At 73.9% G+C, this 24,857-nt stretch carries 21 protein-coding genes and 1 pseudogene; 11 read left to right on the top strand and 11 right to left on the bottom strand.

Features of this window, described 5'->3' with window-relative positions:
• Positions 1 to 24: 24 nt before the first annotated feature.
• Positions 25 to 777: a CDP-alcohol phosphatidyltransferase family protein gene (locus ACSNOC_RS04355; protein ID WP_436745879.1), complete on the top strand. Its 753-nt coding sequence runs from the start codon at positions 25 to 27 to the stop codon at positions 775 to 777.
• On the opposite strand, the gene ACSNOC_RS04350 is transcribed toward ACSNOC_RS04355, so the two are convergent.
• The gene (locus ACSNOC_RS04350) at positions 693 to 1,163 is read right to left on the bottom strand and encodes an adenylyltransferase/cytidyltransferase family protein (protein ID WP_436745878.1); all 471 of its coding nucleotides are present in this window, start codon (positions 1,161 to 1,163) and stop codon (positions 693 to 695) included. The two genes, ACSNOC_RS04355 and ACSNOC_RS04350, sit on opposite strands and share 85 nt — an antisense overlap.
• A gap of 186 nt (positions 1,164 to 1,349) precedes the next feature.
• Between ACSNOC_RS04350 and ACSNOC_RS04345 the strand changes: the two genes are divergently transcribed.
• From ACSNOC_RS04345 to ACSNOC_RS04335, 3 genes are read left to right on the top strand one after another with little or no spacing between them, the layout of a single operon-like run.
• Entirely contained in the window at positions 1,350 to 2,615 is a 1,266-nt protein-coding gene (locus ACSNOC_RS04345) for a glycosyltransferase (protein WP_436745877.1), read from the top strand.
• Complete coding sequence (locus ACSNOC_RS04340) at positions 2,612 to 4,465, top strand: lipopolysaccharide biosynthesis protein (RefSeq protein ID WP_436745876.1); 1,854 nt, start codon at positions 2,612 to 2,614, stop codon at positions 4,463 to 4,465. Before ACSNOC_RS04345 ends, ACSNOC_RS04340 begins: the two co-directional genes overlap by 4 nt.
• Positions 4,466 to 4,470: 5 nt before the next feature.
• Entirely contained in the window at positions 4,471 to 5,697 is a 1,227-nt protein-coding gene (locus ACSNOC_RS04335) for a hypothetical protein (protein ID WP_436745875.1), read from the top strand.
• Positions 5,698 to 5,722: 25 nt separating this feature from the next.
• Here ACSNOC_RS04335 and ACSNOC_RS04330 read toward each other — a convergent pair whose 3' ends face one another.
• Together ACSNOC_RS04330 and ACSNOC_RS04325 are read right to left on the bottom strand one after the other, a co-directional pair.
• On the bottom strand, positions 5,723 to 6,700 hold the full coding sequence (locus ACSNOC_RS04330; RefSeq protein ID WP_436745874.1) for a M28 family peptidase: 978 nt from the start codon (positions 6,698 to 6,700) through the stop codon (positions 5,723 to 5,725).
• Positions 6,701 to 6,734: 34 nt separating this feature from the next.
• Positions 6,735 to 8,204, bottom strand: coding sequence for an O-antigen polymerase (locus ACSNOC_RS04325; protein ID WP_436745873.1), 1,470 nt, complete (start codon positions 8,202 to 8,204; stop codon positions 6,735 to 6,737).
• Positions 8,205 to 8,438: 234 nt separating this feature from the next.
• On the opposite strand from ACSNOC_RS04325, the gene ACSNOC_RS04320 reads away from it, so the two are divergent.
• The 4 genes from ACSNOC_RS04320 to ACSNOC_RS04305 are packed head-to-tail and all read left to right on the top strand — an operon-like array spanning position 8,439 to position 11,535.
• Positions 8,439 to 10,016: a PstS family phosphate ABC transporter substrate-binding protein gene (locus tag ACSNOC_RS04320; protein WP_436745872.1), complete on the top strand. Its 1,578-nt coding sequence runs from the start codon at positions 8,439 to 8,441 to the stop codon at positions 10,014 to 10,016.
• A gap of 28 nt (positions 10,017 to 10,044) precedes the next feature.
• Positions 10,045 to 10,578 (top strand): GNAT family N-acetyltransferase, encoded by a 534-nt coding sequence (locus ACSNOC_RS04315; RefSeq protein ID WP_436745871.1) that lies wholly within the window; start codon positions 10,045 to 10,047, stop codon positions 10,576 to 10,578.
• Positions 10,565 to 11,356, top strand: coding sequence for an MOSC domain-containing protein (locus tag ACSNOC_RS04310; RefSeq protein ID WP_436745870.1), 792 nt, complete (start codon positions 10,565 to 10,567; stop codon positions 11,354 to 11,356). The genes ACSNOC_RS04315 and ACSNOC_RS04310 overlap by 14 nt, the downstream gene beginning before the upstream one ends.
• Positions 11,344 to 11,535, top strand: a complete 192-nt coding sequence (locus ACSNOC_RS04305; RefSeq protein ID WP_436745869.1) for a hypothetical protein — start codon at positions 11,344 to 11,346, stop codon at positions 11,533 to 11,535. The genes ACSNOC_RS04310 and ACSNOC_RS04305 overlap by 13 nt, the downstream gene beginning before the upstream one ends.
• Before the next feature lie 44 nt (positions 11,536 to 11,579).
• Here ACSNOC_RS04305 and ACSNOC_RS04300 read toward each other — a convergent pair whose 3' ends face one another.
• Positions 11,580 to 12,440, bottom strand: coding sequence for an SCO6745 family protein (locus ACSNOC_RS04300; RefSeq protein WP_436745868.1), 861 nt, complete (start codon positions 12,438 to 12,440; stop codon positions 11,580 to 11,582).
• 413 nt (positions 12,441 to 12,853) lie between these two features.
• Between ACSNOC_RS04300 and ACSNOC_RS04295 the strand changes: the two genes are divergently transcribed.
• Positions 12,854 to 13,999 carry a glycosyltransferase gene (locus ACSNOC_RS04295; RefSeq protein ID WP_436745867.1) on the top strand — a complete coding sequence of 382 codons (1,146 nt, stop codon included), beginning with the start codon at positions 12,854 to 12,856 and terminating at the stop codon, positions 13,997 to 13,999.
• 75 nt (positions 14,000 to 14,074) lie between these two features.
• On the opposite strand, the gene ACSNOC_RS04290 is transcribed toward ACSNOC_RS04295, so the two are convergent.
• The 4 genes from ACSNOC_RS04290 to gmd all read right to left on the bottom strand — a co-directional run bounded on the left by ACSNOC_RS04290 (position 14,075) and on the right by gmd (position 19,365).
• Entirely contained in the window at positions 14,075 to 14,911 is an 837-nt protein-coding gene (locus ACSNOC_RS04290) for a glycosyltransferase family 2 protein (RefSeq protein ID WP_436745866.1), read from the bottom strand.
• A 21-nt stretch (positions 14,912 to 14,932) separates the two neighbouring features.
• Positions 14,933 to 15,433, bottom strand: a complete 501-nt coding sequence (locus ACSNOC_RS04285) for a hypothetical protein (protein ID WP_436745865.1) — start codon at positions 15,431 to 15,433, stop codon at positions 14,933 to 14,935.
• On the bottom strand, positions 15,433 to 18,234 hold the full coding sequence (locus ACSNOC_RS04280; protein WP_436745864.1) for a LamG-like jellyroll fold domain-containing protein: 2,802 nt from the start codon (positions 18,232 to 18,234) through the stop codon (positions 15,433 to 15,435). Before ACSNOC_RS04280 ends, ACSNOC_RS04285 begins: the two co-directional genes overlap by 1 nt.
• A 117-nt stretch (positions 18,235 to 18,351) precedes the next feature.
• A complete protein-coding gene (gene gmd, locus ACSNOC_RS04275; RefSeq protein ID WP_436745863.1) occupies positions 18,352 to 19,365 on the bottom strand; it encodes a GDP-mannose 4,6-dehydratase in 1,014 nt (337 codons plus the stop codon).
• A 65-nt stretch (positions 19,366 to 19,430) separates the two neighbouring features.
• Between gmd and ACSNOC_RS04270 the strand changes: the two genes are divergently transcribed.
• Positions 19,431 to 20,369, top strand: coding sequence for a GDP-L-fucose synthase family protein (locus ACSNOC_RS04270; RefSeq protein ID WP_436745862.1), 939 nt, complete (start codon positions 19,431 to 19,433; stop codon positions 20,367 to 20,369).
• A 6-nt stretch (positions 20,370 to 20,375) separates the two neighbouring features.
• Here ACSNOC_RS04270 and ACSNOC_RS04265 read toward each other — a convergent pair whose 3' ends face one another.
• On the bottom strand, positions 20,376 to 21,884 hold the full coding sequence (locus ACSNOC_RS04265) for a sugar transferase (protein WP_436745861.1): 1,509 nt from the start codon (positions 21,882 to 21,884) through the stop codon (positions 20,376 to 20,378).
• 318 nt (positions 21,885 to 22,202) lie between these two features.
• On the bottom strand, positions 22,203 to 23,096 hold the full coding sequence (locus ACSNOC_RS04260) for a LysR family transcriptional regulator (protein WP_436745860.1): 894 nt from the start codon (positions 23,094 to 23,096) through the stop codon (positions 22,203 to 22,205).
• 81 nt (positions 23,097 to 23,177) lie between these two features.
• On the opposite strand from ACSNOC_RS04260, the gene ACSNOC_RS04255 reads away from it, so the two are divergent.
• Positions 23,178 to 24,143, top strand: coding sequence for a threonine ammonia-lyase (locus ACSNOC_RS04255; protein WP_436745859.1), 966 nt, complete (start codon positions 23,178 to 23,180; stop codon positions 24,141 to 24,143).
• Between the two features lie 15 nt (positions 24,144 to 24,158).
• On the opposite strand, the pseudogene ACSNOC_RS04250 reads toward ACSNOC_RS04255, so the two are convergent.
• Positions 24,159 to 24,857 (bottom strand): annotated as a pseudogene (locus tag ACSNOC_RS04250) (hypothetical protein); the annotation flags it as partial.

Raw genomic sequence — 24,857 nt, 5'->3', positions numbered from 1 at the left:
GTGCCGCGTGCGATGATGCGCCGCATGGCGGGGACGACGGACACCATGACCTTCGGCGCGGCGATCGCGCGGCTGCGCGGCGCGCAGAAGAGCGCGAAGGGCGTTTCGCTGTACTCGCGCTACGTCAACCGGCCGCTGGGCCGGGTGCTGGCCGCCGCCGCCTACCGGGCCGGGCTCACCCCGAACCAGGTGACCGGCGTCAGCGCGGTGTTCAGCTTCGCCGCCGTCGCCGCCGTCGCCCTCGCGCGGCCGTCGTGGGGGCTGGCCCTGGCGGTGTACGCGGGTCTCGTGCTCGGCTTCGCGTTCGACTCGGCCGACGGTCAACTCGCGCGGCTGCGCGGGGAGTCGAGCCCGGCGGGGGAGTGGCTCGACCATGTCGTGGACTGCGCGAAGATCACCGCGATGCACACCGCCGTGCTGATCTCGTTCCACCGCTTCTTCGCCCTGCCCTCGGAGGGCTGGCTGCTGGTGCCGCCGGCGTTCCAGTTCGCCGCCGTGCTGATCTTCTTCGGCGGGCTCCTCACCGACAAGCTCAAGCCCAAGGCCACGGCCTCGCAGGGCGGCACGCCGCCCCCCTCGCGGCTGCGCGCCGTCGCGCTGCTGCCCGTGGACTACGGCGTGCTGTGCGCCGTGTTCCTGCTGCTCGGCAGCGAGGACGCCTTCCGGTTCGGCTACGCGGCGCTGTGCGCGGTCTACGTGCTCTTCTTGGCCGCGTTCTCGGTGAAGTGGTTCCGCGAGCTGTCGGCCCTCAGCGCGTCCAGGGCGCCCCTGAGCTGAGTGCTGGACGTGTGCACGGTGTAGGGGAAGTAGACGATCTCCACGCCCACGGACGCGAAGTCGCGCTCCAGCTTCTCGCCCTTGGGGGTGCCCCGCCAGTCGTCGCCCTTGAACAGCACGTCGAACCGGACCTGTTGCCACGTCTCCAGCTTGTCCGGCACCGTCTCCACGAACGCCGCGTCCACGTAGCGGATGCTGCGGACGATCTCCAGCCGCTCCACGAGCGGGATCACCGGCGGGCGTCCCTTCGCGAGCTCCGCCATCTCGTCCGAGACGACCCCGGCGACGAGGTAGTCGCAGCGGCTTCTGGCATGTCTGAGCACGTTCAGGTGCCCGACGTGGAAGAGGTCGTAGACCCCCGGCGCGTAACCTACGGTGTGCGGCATTTGCCCGAACCCCCCACTGGATTCACCGGCCTCCCCGGCCCCTCGGCCGGACCACCGAACCATAACGCCGGAACGGCCGCCGGTGAGGTCCGCATGCTGACATGGGGTGGAGTTCTGCCGATAGGCTGGATACTCATCGCAGTCGGGGGAGGCGGATCGAGGGGGAGGAGTCTCACAGTGCGCGACATGCCACGCTCCGGCGGCGAACGCTTGCTGCTCGTGTCGACGAACTACGCGCCGGAACAGGCCGGTATCGGCCCGTACGCGACGCAGATGGCCGAGCACTTCGCCGCCGCGCGCGGCGCCGAGGTGCACGTGCTCGCGGGCATGCCGCACTACCCGGCCTGGCGCGTCGAGGCGGCGTACCGGGGCACGTGGCGCGCCGCCGAGGAGCGCGCCGGGGTGCTCATACACCGAAGACGCCACTCCGTGCCCACGCGCCAGACGGCCGCCCGCCGGGCCCTGTACGAGGCGTCGATCCTCGCCCACGGCCTCGTCGCGCCCCCGCGCCTGGCCCGCCCCGACGCCGTGCTCGCCCAGGTGCCCAGCCTGGCCGGCGGCGTGCTCGCGGGCCGCCTCGCGCGCCGGTACGGAGTCCCGTATGTCCCGATCGTGCAGGACCTGATGGGCGCCGCCGCCGAGCAGAGCGGCATCAGCGGAGGCGGCCGGGCCGCGTCCGCCGCGTCCGCCGTGGAGCGCCGCATGCTGCGCGGCGCCACGCTGGTCGGCATCATCCACGACACCTTCCGCGAGCGCGTCCACGCGCTCGGCGTCCCCGAGGACCGCGTCCGCCTCGTGCCCAACTGGTCGCACGTCAGCGGCCCCGTCCGGCCGCGCGAGAAGACCCGCGCCGGGCTCGGCTGGCCGCCGGACCAGACCGTGCTGCTGCACTCGGGGAACATGGGCCTCAAACAGGGCCTCGACGTCCTGGTCGACACCGCCCGCCACGCGCCCGAGCTGCGCGTCGTGCTGATGGGCGACGGCAGCCAGCGCCCGCGCCTGACCGAGCTGGCCGCCGGGGTGCCCAACGTCGAGTTCCTGCCGCCCGCCGCCCCCGAGGACTTCCCGGACGTGCTGGCCGCGGCCGACGCGCTCGTCGTCACCCAGCGCGCCGCCGTCCTCGACATGAGCGTGCCGTCCAAGCTCACCTCCTACTTCGCGGCCGGCCGGCCCGTCATCGCCTCGGTCGCCGCCGAGGGCGGCACCGCGCAGGAGATCCGCCGCTCCGGCGCCGGCCGCCTCGTCCCGCCCGAGGACCCCGCCGCGCTGGCCGCCGCCGCCCGCGCGCTGGCCGCCGACCCCCGCGCCGCCGACGCCATCGGGACCCGGGGCGCCGGGTATGCCCGCGACCACCTGTCCCGCGAGGCGGGGCTGGCCCGGGTGACCGCACTGCTCGACGAGGCACTGTCCCTGGCCGGGCGCCCCGTCCGGAAGGAAAGAAGAGACGCATGAGCGCAGCGCGCGACGACAGCCGCGGCTTCGCGGTCCACGGCGGACAGGGCGGACAGGGCGGCCCTTCCGGCCACCCGTACGACGAACCGGACCTGCTGCGGGACCAGTTCCGCCAGTTGCTGCGCTACCGGCTGCTCATCATCTGCGGCATCCTGCTCGGCCTGGCCGGCGGCGGCTGGCTCGGCGTGACCGCCAGCGAGACGTACATCGCCACCAGCGAGATCACCGTCCGGGTGCCGACGGCCGATCCGCTGGCCGAGACCACCGCCGTTGACCCCGTGGTGATGGGCTCCGAGCGCCGCACCGCCGTGAGCAACATCGTCGCCCAGCGCGCGGCCGAGAAGCTCGGCGTCCCCGCCGACCGGGCCAAGGGCCTCAAGAGCGGCCTCCAGGTCACCAACCCGCCCAACACCGAGGTGCTGCGCTTCGCGTACTCGGCGGACGACCCCGAGGTGGCCGCCCAGCGGGCCAACGCCTTCGTCGACGCGTACCTGGAGAACCGCGAGGACGACGCGCTGGCCAGCATCCAGCGCACCGTCGACTCCTACCAGGAGCAGCGCGAGCCGCTGCTGGAGCAGCGTGCCGACCTGGAGGACCGCCTCGCCGTCAGCGTCGAGGGCACCACCGGCTACGACCGCATCATCGCGGACCTGTCGGGCGTCAACGACGAGATCGCCGACATCAACGCCGACATCGCCGCCCTCTCGGCCCTCGACACCACCGGCGGCCGGGTCATCACCGAGGCCACCCCGCCCGGCAGCCCGTCCGGCCCCGGCCTGCCGCTGCTGCTCGGCCTCGGCTACGTCGTCGGCATCGGCATCGGGCTGCTGGCCGCCTGGGTGCGGCTGGTGTTCGACCCCACCGTCCGGTCGGCGGGCGACGTCACCCGCGCCCTGCGCGCCCCCGTGCTCGGGGTGCTGCCCCGCACCGGCCGCGGCCACCCCGACCAGCTCCTCGCGGAGGGCAGGCTGGCCGAGGAGTACCGCTCGGTCGCGTTCCGGCTCGCCTACGACGAGACGTTCGCCCAGCGCCGCCGGCTGCTGGTGGTCGCGCCGCGCGGCAGCATCGAGACCCCGCTGGCCGCCTCGGTCAACCTCACCGCCGCCTTCGCGGAGATGGGCATGGACGCCCTGCTCGTCGAGGCCGACCTGCGCACGCCCACGCTCACCGACCAGCTCCGGCACGCCGACGGCGTCCGCCCCGGCTGGGCCAGCACGCCCGCCCGCGGCGACGGCGGCTGGCCGGCCGGCCTGCGCGTGCCGATAGACGCCGGCGAGTCCGGCATCTTCGACCTGGTGCCCGGCCGCCGCGTGCGGAACGTGCCGCGCGCCCTCACCTCCCCGGCCGCCACCCAGCTCATCGGGCACGCCGACACCCGGGGCTCGGTCGTCGTCGTCCTGGCGCCGGCCGTGCTGTCCTACGCCGACGCCATCGCGCTGATCGACCGCGTCGACGGCGTGCTCGTGGTGTGCGACCCCAGCCAGGTGCGCCGCGACGACCTCGCCCGGGTGCGGGAGCTGGTGGTCGGCGCGGGCGGCATCCTGCTCGGCGCGGTGCTGCACTCCTGGGGCAGCGGCAGCGACCACGACCGGCGCGACCCGCACGACGGCGAGGCCCCCCGGCACGCCGCGCCCGCCGCGGGTTCCGGCGCCCCGGCCGCGCCGCGCCCGCGCGCCGACGACCGCGTCCGGTACCGCGACGCCCCCGCGCGGGACCGCGAGCGGGAGCGGGAGCGCGAGCGCCGCCTGCCCCGGCCGCCGGATCCCGAGCTGCGCGACATCGGCTCGGAGACGCTGGGGCTGCGCATCCTCGACCCGAGCGACCTGGAAGACGGCTCCCCCCGCCAGTGACGGCCGTGACGAAACGCAACGCGGCGGCCGTCGCATCGGTCGCGGACCAGGGCGTGGCCGCGCTCACCAACATCGCCGTGGTGGTGTGCGCGGCCCGGCAGTCCACCGCCGCGGACTTCGCCTCGTTCGCCGTGGTCTACACCGTCTTCGCGCTGCTGCTGGGCGTGGCCGGGGCCTACGTCGGGCAGGCGCTGGTGCTGCGCCGGGGACCGGACGACGAGCTGCACGGGCACTGCGTGGCGTCGGGCGCCTTCACGTTCTACGCCTCGGCGCTGCTCGGCGCGGCCCTGTCCCTCGTCACCTTCGCGATCCCCGGCGGCATCGCCGGGGGCCTTGCGGCGCTCGGCCTGGTGCTGCCGGTCGTGCTCACGCAGGACACGCTGCGGTACGCCTTCGCCGTGCTGCACCGCCCGCACCTGGCGCTGGCCGCCGACACGGTGCGCTGCGCCGTGGCGATCCCGGTGCTGGCGCTCCAGCCGTACGGCACCGGGCCCGGCCGCATGGTGCTGGTCTGGGGGCTGTCGGCGCTGCCGGCGGTCCTGCTGTCGGTGCTGCTGCTGGCCCGCCTCGCGCGCGGCGCGGTGCGTGGCGCGGTGCGCGGCGCGCGGGTCCGTGCGCTGCTGGACCCCCGGCACCTGGGGCGCCGGTTCGCGGTGGAGTTCGGCGTGGGCAACGGCGCCTCGCAGCTCGCCATCGTCGGCCTCGGCGTCCTGGGCAGCCCGCTGGCGGTCGGCGCCCTGCGCGGCGCCTCCACGCTCTTCGGGCCGATGAACGTGCTGTTCAACGCGGCGACCGGCTTCGGCCCGCCGCTGCTGAGCCGGGTCCGCACCCCGCACGGGCAGGCCCGCGCCGCGGCCCTGGTGGGCGGTGGCCTGGCGGCGGTCGCCGCGCTGGTGGCCACCGCGCTGGCCGTGCTGCCCGACGGCCTGGGCCGGGAACTGCTCGGCGACACCTGGGAGTCGGCGGCCCGGCTGCTGCCCGCGACGGGCAGCCAGTACGCGGCGATGGCGATGGGCACGTGCGGCCTGCTCCTGCTGCGGGTGCTGGCGCCGCGCGCCACGCTCTCCATCCAGGTGGTGTTCTCGGCGGTGTCCGTCGCCAGCCTGCTGACCGGCTACGCCGTCGGCGGTGTGCCGGGCGCGGCCTGGGGCCTGTGCGTCGGCTCGGCCGTCAAGGCGGGCGCGGTGTGGCTGCGGGCCGCGCTGGAGCTGCGGACGGTCGTGCGGCACTGAGCCGCCCCGTGGCCGGGCCCGGGCGTCAGGTGCCGAGCTGCCACACCGCGTGCGCGAAGGCGTCGGCGGTGCGGTCGAGGGCGGTCCCGGAGACGTTGTCGAGGTCGTCGCACGCCTGGTGGTAGCAGGGGTCGAACGGCTCGCCCGCCGTTCCGTCCCACAGCGCGGCCTGGTCCTCGGTCATGATCTCCGCGGCGCCGGTGAACACGCCGCTGACCGGGATGCCCGCGTCGAGGAACGGGACGTGGTCGCCGCGCCCGGCCATCGCGGCGGCCGGTTCGGTGGGGACGCCGTGCGCGTCGAACCAGTCGGTGAGGGCGGCGGCGAGCGTGGGGTCGTCGTCGTAGACGAAGTAGCCGGTGTTGACGGAGCCGACCATGTCGGCGTTGAGGTAGCCGGTGAGGGCGGCGCGGTCGGCGTCGGGGAGGCTGTCGAGGTAGTGGCCGGAGCCGATCAGGCCCACCTCCTCGGCGCCCCACCAGGCGAACCGCAGCGCCGTCTCCGGCCGCAGGTCGGCCTCCGCGACGGCCAGGGCCACCGCGAGGAGGACGGCCGAGCCGGAGCCGTTGTCGTTCGCGCCGGGCGCCCCCGGCACGGTGTCGAGGTGCGCGCCGGCGAGCAGCGCCCCGTCGCCGGTGGCGTGCGGCCACTCCGCGATCAGGTTGTAGCCGGTGGTCCCGGCGTGGGTGAACTTCTGCTTCACCGTCTCGAACCCGGCCTCGTCCAGCAGGGCCTGGAGGTGGTCCACGGCGGCGGCGTGTCCCGGCCCGCCGTGGGCGCGGTCGCCGCCGGTCGCGTCGGTGAGCTCGGTCAGGTCGGCGAGGTGGCCGAGGACGGCGGCGGCGTCGATGTCGGGCGCGGCGGTGGCGGCCGTGCCGGGGCGTGGCGCGGCGGCTCCGGGGCGTGGCGCGGCGGCGGCGGTGCCTGTGAGCAGGAGGAGGCAGGCGGTCAGGGCGGCGGCGCGGGCGCGGAGGGAGTGGGGGAGGTGGGTCACGGCCCGCATCGTGCCGCGCCGGGACCGCGCCGGGCGGCCCGCCTCACCGGAGCTGGGCCCTCGGATCCCCGCGCAGGGTGGTCACCAGGGCCAGGCAGAGCAGCGCGATGCCGATCCGGCCGGACGCCTGGAGCAGGGAGCCGCGCAGCAGGATGAAGCTGTACCCGGCGAGGACGGGGACGACGACGGCCAGCACGTTGCCCGGCGAGGGATCGTCCACCGTCTGCTGCACGTACCGGCGGTCGGTGCGGGCGGCCAGGTAGCCCACGGCGAGGAAGCCGCCGATCATGCCGGCCGCCCCGAAGTCGAGCCACAGCTCGGCCCAGAGCGGGGAGGAGAGGTTGGCGCTGTTGGTGCCCATCCAGCCGCCGACCAGGAAGCCGGTGTCCTGCGGCTTGCCCTCCCACACGCCGCGCGGCACGAAGAACAGCGCGGCGCCCGCCACCTGCTTGCCGTAGGTGTGGCCGTGGCCGTCGGCCTCGTAGGTGATGGTGTTGGCGAACATGTTGACCTGGTCGTAGTCCTTGACGACCAGCGGCTCCAGCAGCGACTGGGTCTCCACCTCCTGCCGCCCGTTCTCGTCGTAGCGGAAGCGGTCGGTGAACGGGAAGACCAGCAGCGCGAAGATCACGCCCAGCGCCAGCGCCGCCCGGTACATCACGGGGCTGCGCGGGAAGACGGTGAAGAGCAGCGCGAAGAGGACCGTGAGGAACCAGTAGCGCGGGTTGGAGATCGGGTTGTTGACGATCGCGTTGATCACCAGCAGCCCGGCCCAGGGCAGCAGCACGCTCGGCCGCCGCCGCGCCGAGCGGGAGGTGACCATCCAGCGGGTCAGGAAGAGCAGCGCGAGCATCGCCGGGACGGTGCCGAAGCCGCGCAGCAGCGCGTTGCCCGCCTCGCCGCCCCCGCCGTCGGCGGCCCCGGCGCCGGTGGCCGCGTCGAGGCTGGCGCTGATCTCCTGGCGGCTGGCGAAGAAGACCGCCGGGCCGCCCAACTGCACGATGAGCAGCGCGCTCGCCACGTAGGCGACGGCGATCAGGATGTAGAGCCGCTGCCGGTGCACGGCGGCGGGCGGCCGGCGCCGGCCGCGCATCGAGGGGCGGTGCCGGGCCAGCAGCGCGCCGACGTCGAACGCGGCCATCCCGCACAGCACCAGCGCGGTCGCGAGCTGGGTGTCGCCGCGCGGGCCGAGCACGGGCGTCGGGTCGCGGCCCAGGACGCTCTGCGCGAGCGGCGCGATGCCCATGGCCAGGTAGCTGAACAGCCAGAAGGCGCCCTGGATCAGCCGCCGCCGCCCCGAGAGCACCATCGCGCACAGGCGGATCCCGGCGTACCCGGCGACGACGAGCTGGAGATAGAAGGTGGTGTCGCGGACGCCCTCGCCCGGGTGCGCGGCCACCGCCAGGGGCAGCACGCAGACGATTCCGGCGACCAGCGGCACGGACAGCGGCCGGGACAGCACGGCCCGGCCCCCCGGCACCTGCCGCGCCCGCGCGGCGAAGTCCACCGCCACCGTCCCACCCCCTGCGCGCCTGCCCTGCCCCCGGCCGAGCGGCCAGTCTAAGCGGTGGCCCGGCCGCGTGGAGGCCGGGTGGAGGCCGGCCGGATACGGCTCCGCAACAGGCGGTGAACACTGGCCAAAGGCTCACCGACCGGGGCCGCCGGGCCGTGTCCGGGCTCGTAGGGTGGCCCCACCCCCACTCATGTCGATCAGTGGCGCTCGCGCGAGGCGGAGGCGGAGGCGGTCATGGGCAACTTCCCGTGGGAGGTCATTCTCGCGGTCCTCGGTGTCGTCGTGCCGATCATCGCCGCGCTCTACGAGTTCGTGGTCTTCGGCCGCAAGCGCCTCGGCTACCGCGTGCAGATGGACACCACCGCCACCGAGGAGGTCCACTCCGAGTACGCGGGCGCCCTCCAGGAGTTGTGCCGGGCGGACGGCACACCGCTGGCCGACCCGTCGTTCGTGCTGCTGCGCATCGAGAACAACGGCGCCATCCACATCGACACCAGCGACTACGCGGTGCTCGACGACGACAAGGTCGGCATCCGCGTCCGCTTCCCCGGCCGTCGCGTCGCCGGGATGGTGGTGACCGAGCTCAGCGACACGTTCCTGCGCCACTCGTTCGGCGACGGCTCGGGGCTCAGCGTCCGCGACGGCGTGATCGAACTGCCCAAGGTGCCCATGAACCGCGGCGCGCACTACAAGGTGCTGGCCGCCCTGGAGCGGGCCGACGAGACCACCCCGGGCGCCGCACCGCGCGGTGAGTTCGACCCGCCGGAGATCATCGGCGGCATCAAGGGCGGCGTGGGCAACGGCGGCGTGCAGGAGACCCAGAGCAGAACCGGCACCTCCTGGCAGGCCGTGACCCTGATCTGCTTCCTCGTGCTGGTCATCCTCGGCCAGTTCGGCCTCACCCTGGGCGAGGACGACACCGCCGCCCCGCTGGACTGCGCGACCGGCCACCTGACCCTCACCGGCTCCACCGCCTTCGCACCCGTGCTGCGCGAGGCGTCCGACGCCTACGCGGAGACGTGCCCGGACGCCACGTTCACCCTCGACGCGCGCGGCAGCCACGGCGGGCTGGACGAGCTGGACCGGGTGGGCCGGGAGAGCGGCTCGGAGAGCCCGGGCATGCTGGCGTTCTCCGACGGCCCCGCCACCGCCGAGCACGCGCGGCTGCGGCAGCGCCCCATCGCGTTCTCCCTCTTCACCCTGGTCGTCAGCGAGGAGGCCGGGGTCGAGCGCCTCAGCCTCGACGACGTCAGACGGGTCTTCACCGGGGAGGTCGCCAACTGGAGCGACGTCGGCGGGCACGACGTGCCGGTCCGCCTCGTCGGCCGGCTCACCAACTCCGGCACCCGCAGCACCTTCGAGCGGCGTGTCCTGGACAACGAGTCCGAGCCCCCGCTGACCTCGCAGGACTGCCGGCGGCTGCTGGAGGGCCGCGGCGGCGTCGTCCGGTGCGAGGTGGAGGGCACCGCCCAGGTCCTCGACACCGTCGCCCGCGTCGACGGCGCGGTCGGCTACAGCGCGGTGGGCGAGGCCGAGGAGCACGACGACGAGCTGGTCCTCGTGCAGATCGACGGCCAGGACGCCTCCCTCGAAGCCGCCGATCTCGGCACGTACCCCTTCTGGGAGACGGAGTACGCCTACACCTACGGCGAGCCCGCCGCCGACTCCCTCGCCGCCAGCTTCCTGCGCTACCTGACGAACGAGGTCGGCCAGGACATCGTGCGGTCCCACGACCACCACCCCTGCGCCCAGCTCCGGAACCCCCTGCTGTGCCAGCCCGAGACCGGGGAGAACGCCCCCGCCGTACGGTGACGCACGGACCGTGCGGCAGGATGGCGGTATGACGGACACCCTCTCCGCGCTGGTGTTCCGGCGGGCGGACGACCGGGACGTGCCCGAGCTGGTCCGGCTGCGCGACACCGCCGCGCGCTGGCAGATGGAACGCGGCATCGACCAGTGGCGCCCGGGGGAGCTGGGGCCCGGCCACTTCCGCGCGCGGCTGCGCGAGGGCGAGGTCTGGATCGCGACGCTCGGCCCGGACGGGCCGCTCGCCGGCGCCTGGGAGCTGTGGTGGGAGGACCCGGCGGCCTGGGGCGACCAGCCGCCCGACGCGGGATACATCCACCGCCTGATGATCGACCGCCGCACGGCACCGCCCGGCGCCGGCCGCCGGATGCTGGACGGGGCGGAGCGGCGCATCGCGGCCACCGGCCGCACGCTGGCCCGCCTGGACTGCCTGTCCACCAACCCGCGCCTGCGCCAGTACTACCAGGACGCGGGCTACGTGGTGCGGGGCGAGCAGCCGGGGAAGGACGGCGACGGCGGGAAGCGGTACGCGGTGACGCTGCTGGAGAAGCCCCTTGCGCGTCGTTGAGCTGCACACCTACCCGGTCAAGGGCTGCGCGGGCGTGTCCCTGACCACCGCCGTCACGACCCCGGCCGGGCTCGCCCACGACCGGACGTTCATGGTCACCGACGCGGACGGCGTCTTCCGCACCCAGCGCCGCGACCCGCGCCTGGCCCTGATCCGCCCCCGCGTCGCGCCGGACGGCACGGCACTGACCCTGGCCGCCCCGGACCGCGACCCGCTCGCCGTCCCCGTGACCACCACGGCGCCGCGCCGCCCGGTCCTGCTGTTCAAGGACCACTTCGAGGGCATCGACCAGGGCGAGGCGGCGGCCGAGTGGCTCACGGAGTTCCTCGGCGCCCCCAGCCGCCTGGTCCGCGTCCCCCCGGACCACGACCGCTCGTGCGGCTACGCGGACAGTTGCGCGGTCCACCTCACCACCCGCGTCTCCCTGGCCGCCCTCGACGCCCGCACCCCCGGCACGGCCGGACCGCTGCCGATGGCCCGCTTCCGCCCCAACATCGTGCTGGACGGCGAACCCGGCGCCCCCCACACGGAGGACCGCCTGCGCCGCCTCACGATCGGCACCACGGGCCTCGCCTTCACCAAGACGGCGATCCGCTGCTCGGTCACCCTGATCGACCCCACCACCGCCCACCGCGCCGGCCCGGAACCCCTCCGCACCCTGGCCACCTACCGCCGCACCCCGGAGGGCGGCGTCTCGTTCGGCGTCAAGTTCGCCGTGACCACCCCCGGCGCACTGTCCCTCGGCGACGAGGCGACGGTGACGCAGTGGGCGCGGTAGGCAGGCGGCGCGGCCTCATCGCGGGCCGCGCGGTGGGGACCGGCCGGTTCCGCACCGGCCAGATCCGCTGCCGTGACCCCTACCACGACCCGTGGAACGGCGAGGAGCGCGCGGGCTGGTGCCGCACCTGCGACCGCTGCGGCGGCGACGGCTGCTGTGACCGCGACCGCGGCTGCTGAGCCCGCGCCGCTCCCCGGCGTTCACCGGCTGCCGCCGGGTGTGCTCAGGGACGTGGGACGCCGATCGGGTTGGGCATCGGGATCACGCCGCTGTCGATCAGGTGGCGGCTGAGGGGGGTCGCCAGGCGGATCGCCTCCTCGGTGTCCTCGCGGCCGAGGTGGGTCACGGGGTCGGCGGCCAGGCGGTCGGTGTCCTCCTCGATCGTCAGCCGCAGCGCGTGGCCGCGGTCGGTGAGTCTGCCGTCGGCGGTCAGCAGGCCCCGCGTCATGAGGCGTTCGCGGGCGCGGTCCCACTCCTCGTCCGTCCAGCCGCGGCTGGTCTGGATGACGTCCCGCGAGACGGCGCCGGTCGCCACGTGCGTCATGCCCGCCTCGACCCCGGTCAGGCCCGCGTGCACCAGCGCGACGACGTGCCCGTCACCGCGGTGTTCGCGCAGCACCGTGGCCGCCAGCCATAACCGGCCGACCAGCGCGGCCGGCCGGGGCACCGCCGACCAGGCGGCGGCCAGCGCCCGCCCCTCGTGGCCGCAGCCCCGCACGGCCCGCTCCAGCAGGACGGTCAGCCGCTCCAGTTCCTCGCGCTCCACGAGCGGCAGGGCCCGTTCCAGCGCCGCCTGCGCGGCGCCCATCCGGGTCCGCAGCACCTTCTCCGGCGAGGCGTAGGACCAGGCGTCGGGCAGCGCCCGCCCGACGCGGCGCGGCGGGAAGGCGAAGAACAGGGCCTGCGCGGCGCCCGCGTCCAGCGGCCCGGCGGGCGCCACGCGGCCGGCGAAGTACCCCATCCACCAGCCGATGAGCCCGGCGGAACGGGCCGCCTCGGCCGGCTCCGGGGCGAAGTACACCACCGCGTGCAGCGGTTCGGTCGCCTTCCACAGCCGTCTGGCGAGCGTGTCGGTCCCGGCCACGTGGCACCGCCTTCCGTTGTATACGGATTCCACCGGGGACACATCATCCGTCGCCGGCCCGGAGAAGGGGAGTGCGCCTGCCGGGGCCGCCGGTGGTGAGACTTCCCACAGCCGGACGGGAGTCCAGGACTGCGCGATCACCCGCTCCGCCGCCACCCCGGTCCGCGCCCGGGCGACGGCCGCCTTCCCCGCCACGGCGTCCCCGCCGCGTTCGCCCACCGGTACCGTGCGGTCGTCCCGTCCTCCGCGACCTTCTCGGCCGTCGCGTACAGCCCCATCCGCCACCGGTCACTCGGTGCGATCAGTCCGGTACTCGCTCGAACGGGAGTCAAACACCCGCACGACCTGAGATCATCGTGCGAGCACTCGGTGCCGGAGGAGCGCCGGAAGAGTGCCGGAGGAGGGGAGCAGCCGTGAAGGTGCTGCATGTGGTGACCCTGCACACGCCGACGCACGAGTTCGGCGGGCCCACGCGGGTCGCGCTGAACCTGTGCCGGGGGCTGCGCGAGCGGGGGGAGCGGGCGGTGCTCGTCGCGCTCGGCGACGGGTTCGGCGGGGAGCCGCTGCCGCGGGACGTGGACGGGGTGCCCGTCCGGCTGTTCCAGGCGCGGCACGTGCTGCCCCGGTTCGAGGTGAGCGGCATCACCTCGCCCGACCTGCTGGCCAGGGCCTGGGGATACGTGCGGTCGGCGGACGTCGTGCACGTCCACCTCATGCGGGACCTGATCACGCTGCCCATCGCCCTGCTCGCCCTCCAGGCCGGGACGCCGCTGGTGCTCCAGACCCACGGCATGGTCGACCCGACGGAGAAGCGCGTGGCGCGGCTCGTCGACGCGCTCGGGGTGCGGCGGGTGCTGAGGAAGGCCGACGCCGTGCTCTGCCTCACCGACCGCGAACTCCGCGAGACCGCCGAAGTGGTGGCGCCCGAGCCCATCGCGCCGCAGTTCCGGCTCGTCAACGGCGTGGCCGCGCAGGAGAAGCGGCGCGCGACGGCCGGGCCGCCGACCGTGCTGTACCTGGCGCGGGTGCAGGCCGGGAAGCGGCCGGAGGACTTCGTCGGCGCCATGCCCGCCGTCCTGGAGCGGTACCCCGACGCGCGGTTCGTGCTCGCCGGGCCCGACACCGGCGCGCTGGAGGAGACGCTGGCCCGGGCCGAGGCGCTGGGCGTGCGCGGCTCGCTGGACTACGTGGGCGCGCTGGACGGCGACGAGGTGACGGAACAGCTCCGCGCCGCCGACGTGTTCGTGCTGCCGTCGGTGCAGGACGCGTTCTCCGTCTCCGTCCTGGAGTCGATGTCCGTCGGCACGCCCGTCGTCGTCACCGCCACCACGGGCCTGGCACCCGACGTCGAACGGGCGGGCGCCGGGCGGGTGGTGGCGAGCGAGCCGGACGCCGACAACGGGCCGCTGGTCGCGCGGGCCGTGCTGGAGCTGCTCGACCCGGAGGCCAACGAGGCAGCCTCCATCGCCGCGTTCGAACTCGTGCGCAAAAGCTTCACCATCGACAGCGTGCTCGATACGCTGCTCGGCATCTACGCACGTCTGCGCACGCGGGCGTGAAGGTGTCGTGCGCGCTCACCGCACCCGCCCCCTCCCAGGAGCGGTGGGCGCGCACCGGCGCATCGCGGCGGCGCGCTACGCCGACCGGCCGCCGCGCATCTCCCGCGCCTTGAGGCCGATCTGCCAGCGGTAGAAGCTCATCGCCAGCGCGTAGTCGAACCCGGCCCGGCCGTCGAGGAAGCCCCGCCGGTAGACGTAGGCGTAGGCGAACGACACCAGCGGCTTCAGCGGCGCCCGGTGGAAGAGCTGGCCCTGCCGGGTCTTGGCGCTCCGGATCTGCTCCCGCACCTCGGGGTGCTCCTCCAGCCACGCCTCCCAGTCCGAGTACCGGTTGTGCCGGTCGAACCAGGTGCGGACCGGGTCGAGGTCCATGTGCTCGATCGGGGCCCTCAGCCGGTACACCGGGTCGGCCAACGGCTGGTAGTGGCCCTCCTGTTCGCCCATGCCGGGCGCGTCCAGGTCGTCCGGCTCGGGGAACCGGGCACGGGTGCGGTCCAGCAGCGCGCGCTTGACGATGGTGTAGCCGTGCCGCAGCCGCTTCCCGCCGAACCAGTAGCCCAGCGGGATGTCGAACGCGGCCGGCTTGACCGGCCGGCCGTCCAGGAAGATGCGGCGCAGCTCGGCCAGCAGCTCCGCGCTGGGCATCTCGTCGCCGTCGATGAACAGCATCCACGGGATCTCGGGCCGCACGTGGTCCAGGCACCACTGCTTCTTCTTGGGGTACTTGCCGTCCCACGTGTACGGAACGACCTCCGCGCCCTCGGCCTTGGCGAGCGCGCGGGTGTCGTCCGTGCTGTCGGAGTCGACGACGACCACGGCCGCGAAGTGATCGATGACCGAACGCACCGTGGTGGTGATGTTGGCCGCCTCGTTCTTGGTCGGTATCGCCACCACGATCGGTAGACGGGTCACGCTTCTCCCTCGGTTTGTCGTTCACTCGTCCCGGGACTCGGCCTGGGACTCGGCCAGCAGGTCGGCGTACTCCGGGCACAGGTGCTCCACGGCGGCCTCGGCGTTCGGGATCTCGCCCTCGGCCAGCGCCTCCGGGATGGCCCCGGGGTCGTGCCGGTCGAGATAGCCGAGGCGGTCGCACGCCTCCGTGCCCAGCTCCAGGACGGCCGCGGGATCCGCGCCCTCCGGGACCCGGTCGGCCAGGTACTCCTGCTGCTCCTCGGTGAACTCGCCCTCCGGGGGCGTCAGTTCGTCCGTGGGCACCGTCTCGTCCGGGATGCCGTCGTCGGTCGGCTCGCCGCTCCCGCCGTCCTGGCCCTCCACCGAGGGCGAGGCCGAGGGGTCGGGCGGGGCCGCGTCGTCGCCGCCACCGCCACCGCCGCCGCAGGCGGTCAGGGACAGGGCCAACGCCGCCGCCGCGGCGGCCACCAGGGCCGCCGCGGCACGCGATGCCCGCGCGGTACGCGTCAGGCGCAGGTGCATCAGGGTGCTCCGAAGGTCAGCAGGAGCTGGGGACGGTAACTCGACGTGGTGTACTCGCTGGACCACAGCCACAGGCTGTCCGTCCCGGTGCTGGTCAGCGCCAGGTCGAGCGACCCGCCCAGGGCCGATCTGATGGTGTTCAGATCGAGCTGGACCGTGTGCGAACCACCGGGCGTGTCCGGCGCGTTGAGCGTGCCGAGCACTGTGCTGCCGAGCGCCGGTCTGGTGCCGTAGGTGGTATCGCTCTCCGTCCACGAGCCGGTGATCGGCACGACGCGGAACTCGTCCACCGATCCGGCGACCGAGTCGCTGCTGACCCGGACCCGCAGCGCGGCGCTCTTCAGCACCTGGCCCGAGGGGGCCGACGGCAGGTCGAAGTCGAGGTAGCTCTCGTACGCCGAGGAGCCGCGCACCGCGAGCGAGGTGCTGTTCCCGTAATTGCTGCTGGCAGCCGCGCCGTTGACATAGGTGTCGGCCGTCGGCTCCACCGCGGTGACCGTGTCGGTCGGCGCCGTCGCCGCCGCGTAGTGCGCGGCGATGCGGGACGCGGAGAGCTGGCTGCCGTAGATCGCGACCTCGTCCATCTGGCCGTTGAAGAAGTCGCTCGACGGGCGGCCCGGCCAGCCCAGCAGGCTGTCACCGCCGGTGCGCCAGTAACTCGTGGCGTTCCGGGTCGAGGTGGTCAGGATGCTGCTGGCGACCTGCTGCCCGTCGACGTACAGCCGCATGCCGTTGGCGCCGACCGTGGCGGCCACGTGGTGCCAGCGGCCGTCGTTGTACGAGCGGGAGCTGGTGATCGTCCGGTACGTGGTGTTGTACAGGCCGAACGTCAGCCGGCCGTCGTTGAGCATGTACAGCTTGTTGTCACGGGTGGTGCTGGTCTCCTGGGTGCGGTTGCCCTGGCCGATGAGCTGGCCGCCGGAGGTGGTCGAGGTCTTGAACCACGTCTCCAGGGTCAGCCGCGTGACGCCCGAGTAGATCCGCTCGCTGGAGGTCCACTCGTCGGTGCCGTTGTAGGCGATGCCGGTGGCGTCGGGGCCGGGCACGGCCGGCGGGGTCACGCCGCGCGTCGGGCCGCCGCGGTGGACGCCGTTGCTGTTGTTGCCCGAGGAGTCGGACGCGAAGGTGTTCGCCGGCTCGTCGAACCGCCAGTACAGCAGGGGGTTGTCGGCGCGCACGGCGTTGGCGTAGGGCTGGCCGCTGCTCGCCGCCGTGATGGTGACCGGCGTCGACAGGGCGCTGACGTTGCCGGCGGCGTCGGTGGCGGTCACCCGGTAGGTGTGGGACTCGCCCGCCGTGACGTTCGTGTCGGCGTACGTCATCTGGGGCCGCACCCACGGCAGCGACGAGGCGTTCACCGTGTGGACCGGTGTGCTGCCGCCGTCGCGGTAGACGCGGTAGGTGAGCAGGCTGTCGTCCAGGTCGAGGCTGGGCCGCCAGGTGAAGTCGATCCGGCCGGGCACCAGGCTGGTGGCGTGGGTCTCCGGCGTCGACGGGGCGCCGCTGTCGGGCGAGCTGGCGAACCGGGTCAGGCCCCACTGCGCCACGCCGTTGACGGTGGTGAAGCCGCCGCCGACCCACAGGAAGTCCCGGTCGTCGGTCGGGTGGTCGGTGGACATGGCCAGCACGCGCGGGCCGATCGCCTCACCGAGGCCGTCGTTGGTGTTGGGGAACCAGCTGAGCTTCGTCTGGTCCGTCACGTCCTGCGCGAACAGGTGGTAGCGCGGCTGGTTGGGGAACTCGCCCATGCTGGAGCAGTCGTGCGCGTGGTGGGCGCTGTACAGGGCGTCGTTGTACGGCAGGACGTCCTGGGTGGCGCCCAGGCAGGTGTCGCGCCAGCGCTGGTCGAACGTCTCCAGGCTGAACGCGGCCCTGCCGTCGAACACCCCGCTGCCGGAGCCCTCGTTGCCGGTGTAGAAGCTGGTGGAGTCGACGGCGATGGACTGCACCGTCGAGTTGGTGTGGAAGAACCCGACCGGGTAGGTGCGGACGTTGGCGCCGGTGTCGGCGTCCACGACGGCCAGGGCGTGCGAGTCCGCGCCGTTCATGCGGAAGAAGTCGCCGCCGAGGATGATGTGTTCGCCGTCCGGGGTGAGCGCGATCGCCTTGCCGATCTCGTCGGCGTCGGCCCGCCAGCTCTGCACGGCGCCCGCGGTGTCGACCAGGCCGAACCGGTTCCGGGCCACGCCGCTCAGCTCGGTGAAGTCGCCGCCCAGGTAGACGCGGTCGGTGTCCGCCTCGATGGCCCGGACGATGCCGTTGGCCGCGGTCGGGAAGGACTTGCGGGTGCAGGTCGGGATGTCGAACGCGGCCAGGCTGCTCGCGCCGACGCCGTTCACCGAGCCGAAACTGCCGCCGACGTACAGCGTGTTCCCGTCGGGGGAGACGTCCATCGCGCGGATCGTGGCGGTGCCCGAGCCGATGGTGAACGACAGGTCGCAGCCCTCGACCGGCTCGCCCGTCGCGGCGTCCAGCGCCGCGAAGTTGACCGCGGGCTGCTCCTGGGTGCCGGAGGCGGCCCCCGGCGGGCGGATGGTCGAGAACGTGCCGCCGACGTAGACCACGCCGTCGGACTCGGCCATCGCGTGGACGATGCCGTTGGTCTGCCACGTCGGCAGGTCCTCGGCCGTCACGCCGACCGGCGGCGTGAGGGCCTCGGCGGACGAGCCGTTCAGGACATCCGTCCCGGCCAGCACGCCCGAGGCCAGCGCCAGCACGGCACCGACGGCCACTCCGGCCCGCAGACCGCGCCTGCGGTGTCTGCCGCGGGCGGTGCCCTGTGCCTGTCGTCGAATCCTCATCGCCTCACCCATTTCCAGCTACCCGGATTTCCCCGGACTTGCGCGCACTTGATGACCAACGGACCGGGCTGCTGGTTGTGCACTTGTTGTTACGCCTACGGCGCGAATCGGTAACGCTCATCGGTCGATGCGGACCCGTGCCCCGCTCAGCTCCGCGTCCAGCATGGCGATGTCCGCCTCGACCATCAGTTCCGCCAGCTCGCGCCAGCGGACCGCGGGCTCCCAGCCGAGCAGGTCGCGCGCCTTGCTGGCGTCACCGACCAGCGCGTCGACCTCGCTGGGCCGCTCGTACTTGGGGTCGAACAGCACGTGCTCGGTCCAGTCCAGGCCGCCCGCGGTGAACGCGGCCTGGAGGAAGTCCCGCACGGTGGCGGGGACTCCGGTGGCCACGACGTAGTCGTCGGGCTCGTCGCGCTGGAGCATCCGCCACATCGACTCGACGTACTCGGGGGCGTACCCCCAGTCCCGCACCGCGTCCAGATTGCCCATGTACAGGCGGTCCTGGAGGCCGGCCCGGATACGGGCCACGGCGCGGGTGATCTTCCGGGTGACGAACGTCTCACCGCGGCGCGGCGACTCGTGGTTGAACAGGATGCCGTTGACCGCGAACATCCCATACGCCTCACGGTAGTTCACCGTCGACCAGTAGCTGTAGACCTTGGCGCAGCCGTACGGGGAGCGCGGGTGGAACGGCGTCTTCTCGTTCTGGGGCGGTGGGGTCGCGCCGAACATCTCCGAGGACGAAGCCTGGTAGATCCGGGTGTCGATGCCGCTGGCCCGGATCGCCTCCAGCAGCCGCAGCGTGCCCAGGCCGGTCACGTCCGCGGTGTACATGGGGGCGTCGAAGGAGACCCGCACATGCGACTGGGCGCCGAGGTTGTACACCTCGTCGGGGCGCAGCTCGCGGAGCAGGTTGACCAGCGCCACGCCGTCCGAGAGGTCGGCGTAGTGGAGCACCAGCGTGCGGCCGGGCTCCTGCGGGTCCTGGTAGATGTGATCGATCCGTTCGGTGTTGAAGGTCGACGAGCGGCGCACGAGTCCGTGCACCGTGTAGCCCTTCTCCATGAGCAGCTCGGCCAGGTAGGAGCCGTCCTGGCCGGTGACACCGGTGATCAGCGCGGTTTTACCCATGAATGATCCCCTAAATGAATCTGGTGTGGTCATTGTGTGACGGGTGCCTGGCACAATCCGGTGCCATGACAACTCTGCTGCAGCCGGCCGCCCGGGTATTCGTCGCGGGTCACCGCGGCCTCGTCGGGTCCGCCATCGCCCGTGTCCTGACGGACGAGGGCTACGACGTCCTGACGATGACCCGGGCCGAACTGGATCTGCGTGACGCGGAGCGGACGCGGGAGTACCTGTGCGACGTCCGGCCGGACGCCGTGGTGCTGGCCGCCGCCACGGTGGGGGGGATCATGGCGAACCAGACGTTCCCCGTCCGCTTCCTCGAGGACAATCTGCGGATCCAGCTCAGTGTGATCGCCGGGGCGCATGCCGCCGACGTCGACCGGCTGTTGTTCCTCGGCTCGTCGTGCATCTACCCGAAGCTCGCCCCGCAGCCCATCGCCGAGGAGGCGCTGCTGACGGGGCCGCTCGAACCGACCAACGAGCCGTACGCCCTGGCGAAGATCGCGGGGATCTCCCAGGTGCGCTCCTACCGCCGGCAGTACGGACGGTCCTACATCTCCGCCATGCCGACAAATCTCTACGGGCCCGGGGACAACTTCGACCCCGAGACCTCCCATGTGCTGCCCGCGCTGATCCGCCGCTTCCACGAGGCGAAGCGGGACGGCCGCGCCGAGGTGGTGCTGTGGGGCACCGGGACGCCGCGCCGCGAGTTCCTGCACAGCGACGACCTGGCGCGGGCGTGCCTGCTCCTGCTGCGCGAGTACGACGACGAGTCGCCGGTCAACGTCGGCTGCGGCGAGGACCTGACGATCGCGGAGCTGGCGGCCACGATCGCGGACGCCGTCGGCTACTCCGGCCGCGTCGCGTGGGACCCGGCCAAGCCGGACGGGACACCGCGGAAGCTGCTCGACATCGGCCGGCTGCGGAAGCTGGGCTTCGCCCCGCGGATCCCGCTGGCGCGGGGAGTCCGCGAGACGTATGACTGGTGGCTGCGCCATGGTGCGTGAGGCCCCCTAGTACGCGCCGCGGCCGTCGACCACGGCGCGGAGCGTGCGGGCCAGGACGTCGAGGTCGCCGGTCACCGACCAGTTGTCGGTGTAGAAGAGGTCGAGGGCCAGCCCCTCGTCCCAGGAGAGGTCCGAGCGCCCGCTGACCTGCCACAGCCCGGTCAGGCCCGGCTTCACGCCGAGCCGGCGCAGCTCCACCGCGCCGTACCGGGCGACCTCCTCGGGCAGCGGCGGGCGCGGGCCGACCAGGGCCATCTCGCCGCGCAGCACGTTGACGAGCTGCGGCAGCTCGTCCAGTGACGTGCGGCGCAGCACGCGCCCGAGGCGGGTGACGCGGGGGTCGCGGCGGATCTTGAACAGCGGCCCGGCCAGGTGCTCGTTGGCCGCCTCCAGTTCGGGACGCCGCCGGTCGGCGTCCGGGACCATCGTGCGGAACTTCCAGAGGGTGAACGGTCTGCCCCGGAAGCCGACGCGGGTCTGCCGGTACAGGACCGGGCCGCGGGAGTCGAGCCGCACGGCGACGGCCAGCGCGGCCAGCAGCGGGCTGAGGACGAGAAGGATCACGCCGGCGGCCACCCGGTCCAGGACGCACTTGAGAACGGGCTGCGCGCCCCGGCGCAACGGTGGCGCGACATGCAGGAGGTTGAGGCCGGCGGGGGCGGAGACGGACAGCCTGCGCAGCGCCACATCGGTCAGGCCGGAGGCGATCGCCAGCGACAGCCCGGCGTCCTGCACGGCCCAGGACAGGCGCCGCAGCCGCTCACCGGTGAGTGTCGCGCCGGGCACGACGAGCACGAGGTCGGCGTCCTGGCGGCGCGCGGCGGCCAGCACGGCGGAGCCGTCCGGCTCCCCGGGTATCAGGTCCGGGACGGCGTGGGTGAGTTCGGGCGGCCCGGCGTCGGGCAGCCGGCCCAGCTCGGGCACGCCACTGGTCAGCTCCCCGGGGCCGGCCGTCACGGAGCCGATGACGACGTAGGCGTGGTCGGTGCGGGCGGCGAGCTGGGCGGCGACCGCGTCGGCGGGGCCGGGCTCGCCGACGACCAGGACGCGGCGCAGGGCGTGGGCCTGGTGGCGCTGTCCGGTCAGGTGCGCGTGGATCGCCGCGCCGGTCACGCCGGTGACCAGCAGCGCCGGGGTCAGGCCGAGGAGCGCCGAGGAGACGGCGGAGCTCTCCCCGGTCACCGCGCGCAGACCGGCGAGCAGGCCGAGCAGGACCAGCCAGTCGTGGACGGTGGCGAGGAAGCCGCGCGACTCGCCCAGGGTGCGGGCGCCGTAACGGCGGTGGACGCAGCGGACGGTGAGCCAGAACAGCGTCGCGACGACGGCGGCGGCCACCGGCCGGGCCTCGGGCACCAGGGAGTAGACGAGCGTGACGGGGACGAAGACGCCCAGCGCGTCGGCGGCGACGGCGACCGGCGGATACCAGCGAGCGGTGTCGCGGCTGCGGACCGAGCGGCGTCCGGCCACGGTTGGTCTTCGGACGCTGCCTGTACGCGACGGTTGTGGATGACGCATGAACCCCCCAAGGCCAGGATGCGACAACGCTGCGGAGACAATGTAACGACCTGTGGCGACAAAGAAGGCGCGCCTTCATCTCCCCGTGAGTGCGCGCCTCTGCCGCTGGAAAAGATTAGGGCATCCAACAACCGTTTGGCTGTCGTTTGTTGAAACTTTCCGAAAGCGCCCGGTTCTCCGCCCGGATTGCCCTGGTCTGCCCCCTGGGTATATGCGCATGGCGACAGGGTCGTCGCCCCGCGTTGCTCACCGGACTCGCAACATCGGGCGGGGGAAAGGCGAAGAAAGCGTGAGGGTTTGTTTGAACTCCGCGAAGCCCTATCGGGCCACCGGACCGACCGCCGACAGTGCTTCCGCGAACGCCCGGACGGGCAGCGCGGCGGGCGGTTTCCCGTACACCGCGAGCGACACGCGGCGCAGGTCGTCCGGCAGCCGGTCGGCCCGCACGCCGGGGTTCCGGTGCGCGGCGAGCGCCAGCCCCGGCAGCACCCCGACGCCGAGCCCGGCGGCGACGAGCGCCTGCACGGCCACGTAGTCGTCCGTCTCGAACGTGATGCGCGGGACGAATCCGGCGCGTTCGCACAGCGCGGCCAGATGGGTCCGGCACCGTTCGCAGCCGGCGATCCAGTTCTCCCCCGCGAACGTGGCGAGTTCGCACCGCGGCCCGGCGAACTCCCCGCCGGCCGGGGTCACCACGTACATCGGCTCCTCCAGCAGCGGCGTCACCGTCGTGTTGCGCCGGTCACCCGGCACCGGGTCGCCGTGCTCGAAGATCAGTGCCGCGTCCACGTCCGCGTTGCGCAGCGCGGTCAGCGCCTCCGGCGGCTCGGCCTCGGTCAGGGCCAGCTCGATCCCGGGGTGGTCGGCCGCCAGCTTGGCGGCGGCCGGCGGCACCAGCGTGGCCAGCGCCGAGGGGAAGGCGGCCAGCCGCACCCGCCCGGTCCGCAGCCCCGCGTGGGCCGCCAGCTCCGCGCGGGCCGACTCGACCTGGCCGAGGATCTCCTCGGCGCGGGCCACCAGCAGCCGCCCGGCGTCGGTGAGCAGGATGCCGCGCCCGGCCCGTCGCACCAGCGCGACCCCCACCTCCGCCTCCAGCTTGGCGAGGTGGTGGCTGACCGAGGGCTGCGCGTAGTGGAGGGCCTCGGCGGCGGCGGTGACCGAGCCCTCGCGGGCCACCGCGACCAGGACCCGGAGCCGGGTGAGGTCGAACACGCGGGAACTATAGACAATGTCGATGACTCCAGAGAAAACCGGCATTGGATCTATTGATCCTGTTCGTGGCACGGTGCCCGTATGCGACCGCCGACCATCACCGACGCCCTGCGGGCCCGCCGCCTGCTGGCGGACCACCTGCCGCCGACCCCGATGTGGTCCTACCCGGCGCTCGACGCCGTCGCGGGCACCACCGTGCTGGTCAAGCACGAGAACGTCCAGCCGACCGGCGCGTTCAAGGTGCGCGGCGGCCTCACCCTCCTCGCGGGGATGGACCCGGCCGAGCGCGCCCGCGGCATCGTCGGGTACTCCACGGGCAACCACGCCCAGTCCCTGGCCTACGCCGCCGCCCGCTTCGGCGCGCCCTGCGTCATCGTCATGCCGGAGAACCCCAACCCGGTCAAGGCCCGCGCCGTGCGCGCGCTGGGCGCCGAGCTGATCGAGCACGGCCCCGACCTCGACGCCGCCGCCGCGCACGCCGGGAAGATCGCCGCCGACCGCGGCATGCGGCCGGTCAGCGCGGGCGACGAGCCCGCCGTGATCGCCGGGGTGGCCACCGCCTATCTGGAGGTCTTCGAGGCCGAGCCCGCGCTGGACACGGTCGTGGTGCCGGTCGGCGGGGGCAGCGGCGCCGCCGCTGCCTGCCTGGTCGCCGCGGCCGTGGCCCCCGGCTGCCGGGTCGTCGCCGTCCAGTCCGCCGCCTCACCCGCGGCGTACGACTCCTGGCGGGCGGGCGTGCCGCTGACCCGGCCCAACCGCACCCGCGTCGAGGGCCTGGCCACCGGCTGCGGGTTCGCGCTGACCCAGGGGATGATGCGCTCGCACCTGGCCGACTTCCTGCTGGTGGACGACGACGCCATCGCCGAGGCGCAGTGGACGCTGATGCGCGACGCGCACACCCTGGCCGAGGGCGCGGGCGCCGCCGCGCTGGCCGCGGTGCTCTCCGCTCCCGGGGAGTTCACCGGTCAGCGGGTGGCCGTGATGTGCACCGGCGGGAACGCCGGCGAGCGCGAGATCCGCGCCTGCGGCGGCCTCACCGCGGCCTGAGCGCCCCGCCTGTCGTCAACCGCAGTCGCAGCATTCGCAGCACTCACCGCACTCGTCCTTGCGGCACCAGCCCTGGCGCCGCTTGCCGTTCCACGGGTCGTGGTAGGGGTCGCGGCAGCAGATCTGGCCGGTGCAGAACAGGCCGGTCCACACCGCGCAGCCCGCGATGAGACCCCGCCGCCTGCCCCGGTCCGGGGGCGCGCCGGGTGGCCCGTACGCGCCCTGGGCGCCGTGTGCCCCCTGGTGGTGTGTGGTGCCGAAGGCGCGGTCGATGGCGTGGCGGAGTTCGTGGTCCAGCAGGGTGTGCGCGAGGGCGCGGTCGGTGAACTCCACCTCACCCAGCGCCAGCCGTATCCCGTGCGCGGCGTCGTCACACAACCGCCGCACCTCCGACAACGGCGTACCCGTCGCCGCGATCGGGTTCCACACCCCCGACGCCGCATCCGCCGCCAGATCCTCCACCGCGTCCAGCAGATGCGCCACCCGCCCGAACAACCGCCCCGCCTCCGCCAGCGGCCCCGCATTACCCGGCCGCCCCGCCAGCACCGCGGTATGCGCGAACGCCGCCCCCGTAGCCGTTTCCGTCGGCTCCGTCACCACCACCAGCGACGTCCCCGGCCCCGCCAGACCCTCCACACCCTGCTGCACCTGGTGCGCCGGCTGATCGCGCTGCGCCGGACCACCCCGGAGCTGGGCAGCCGGGCCGGGGTCGAG

Origin of the sequence: Streptomyces sp. URMC 129 (genome assembly GCF_051386415.1) — a bacterium.
Taxonomy (GTDB): domain Bacteria; phylum Actinomycetota; class Actinomycetes; order Streptomycetales; family Streptomycetaceae; genus Streptomyces.
The sequence above is the reverse complement of the archived record's forward strand: the minus strand, read 5'-3'. Positions and strand labels throughout refer to the sequence as shown.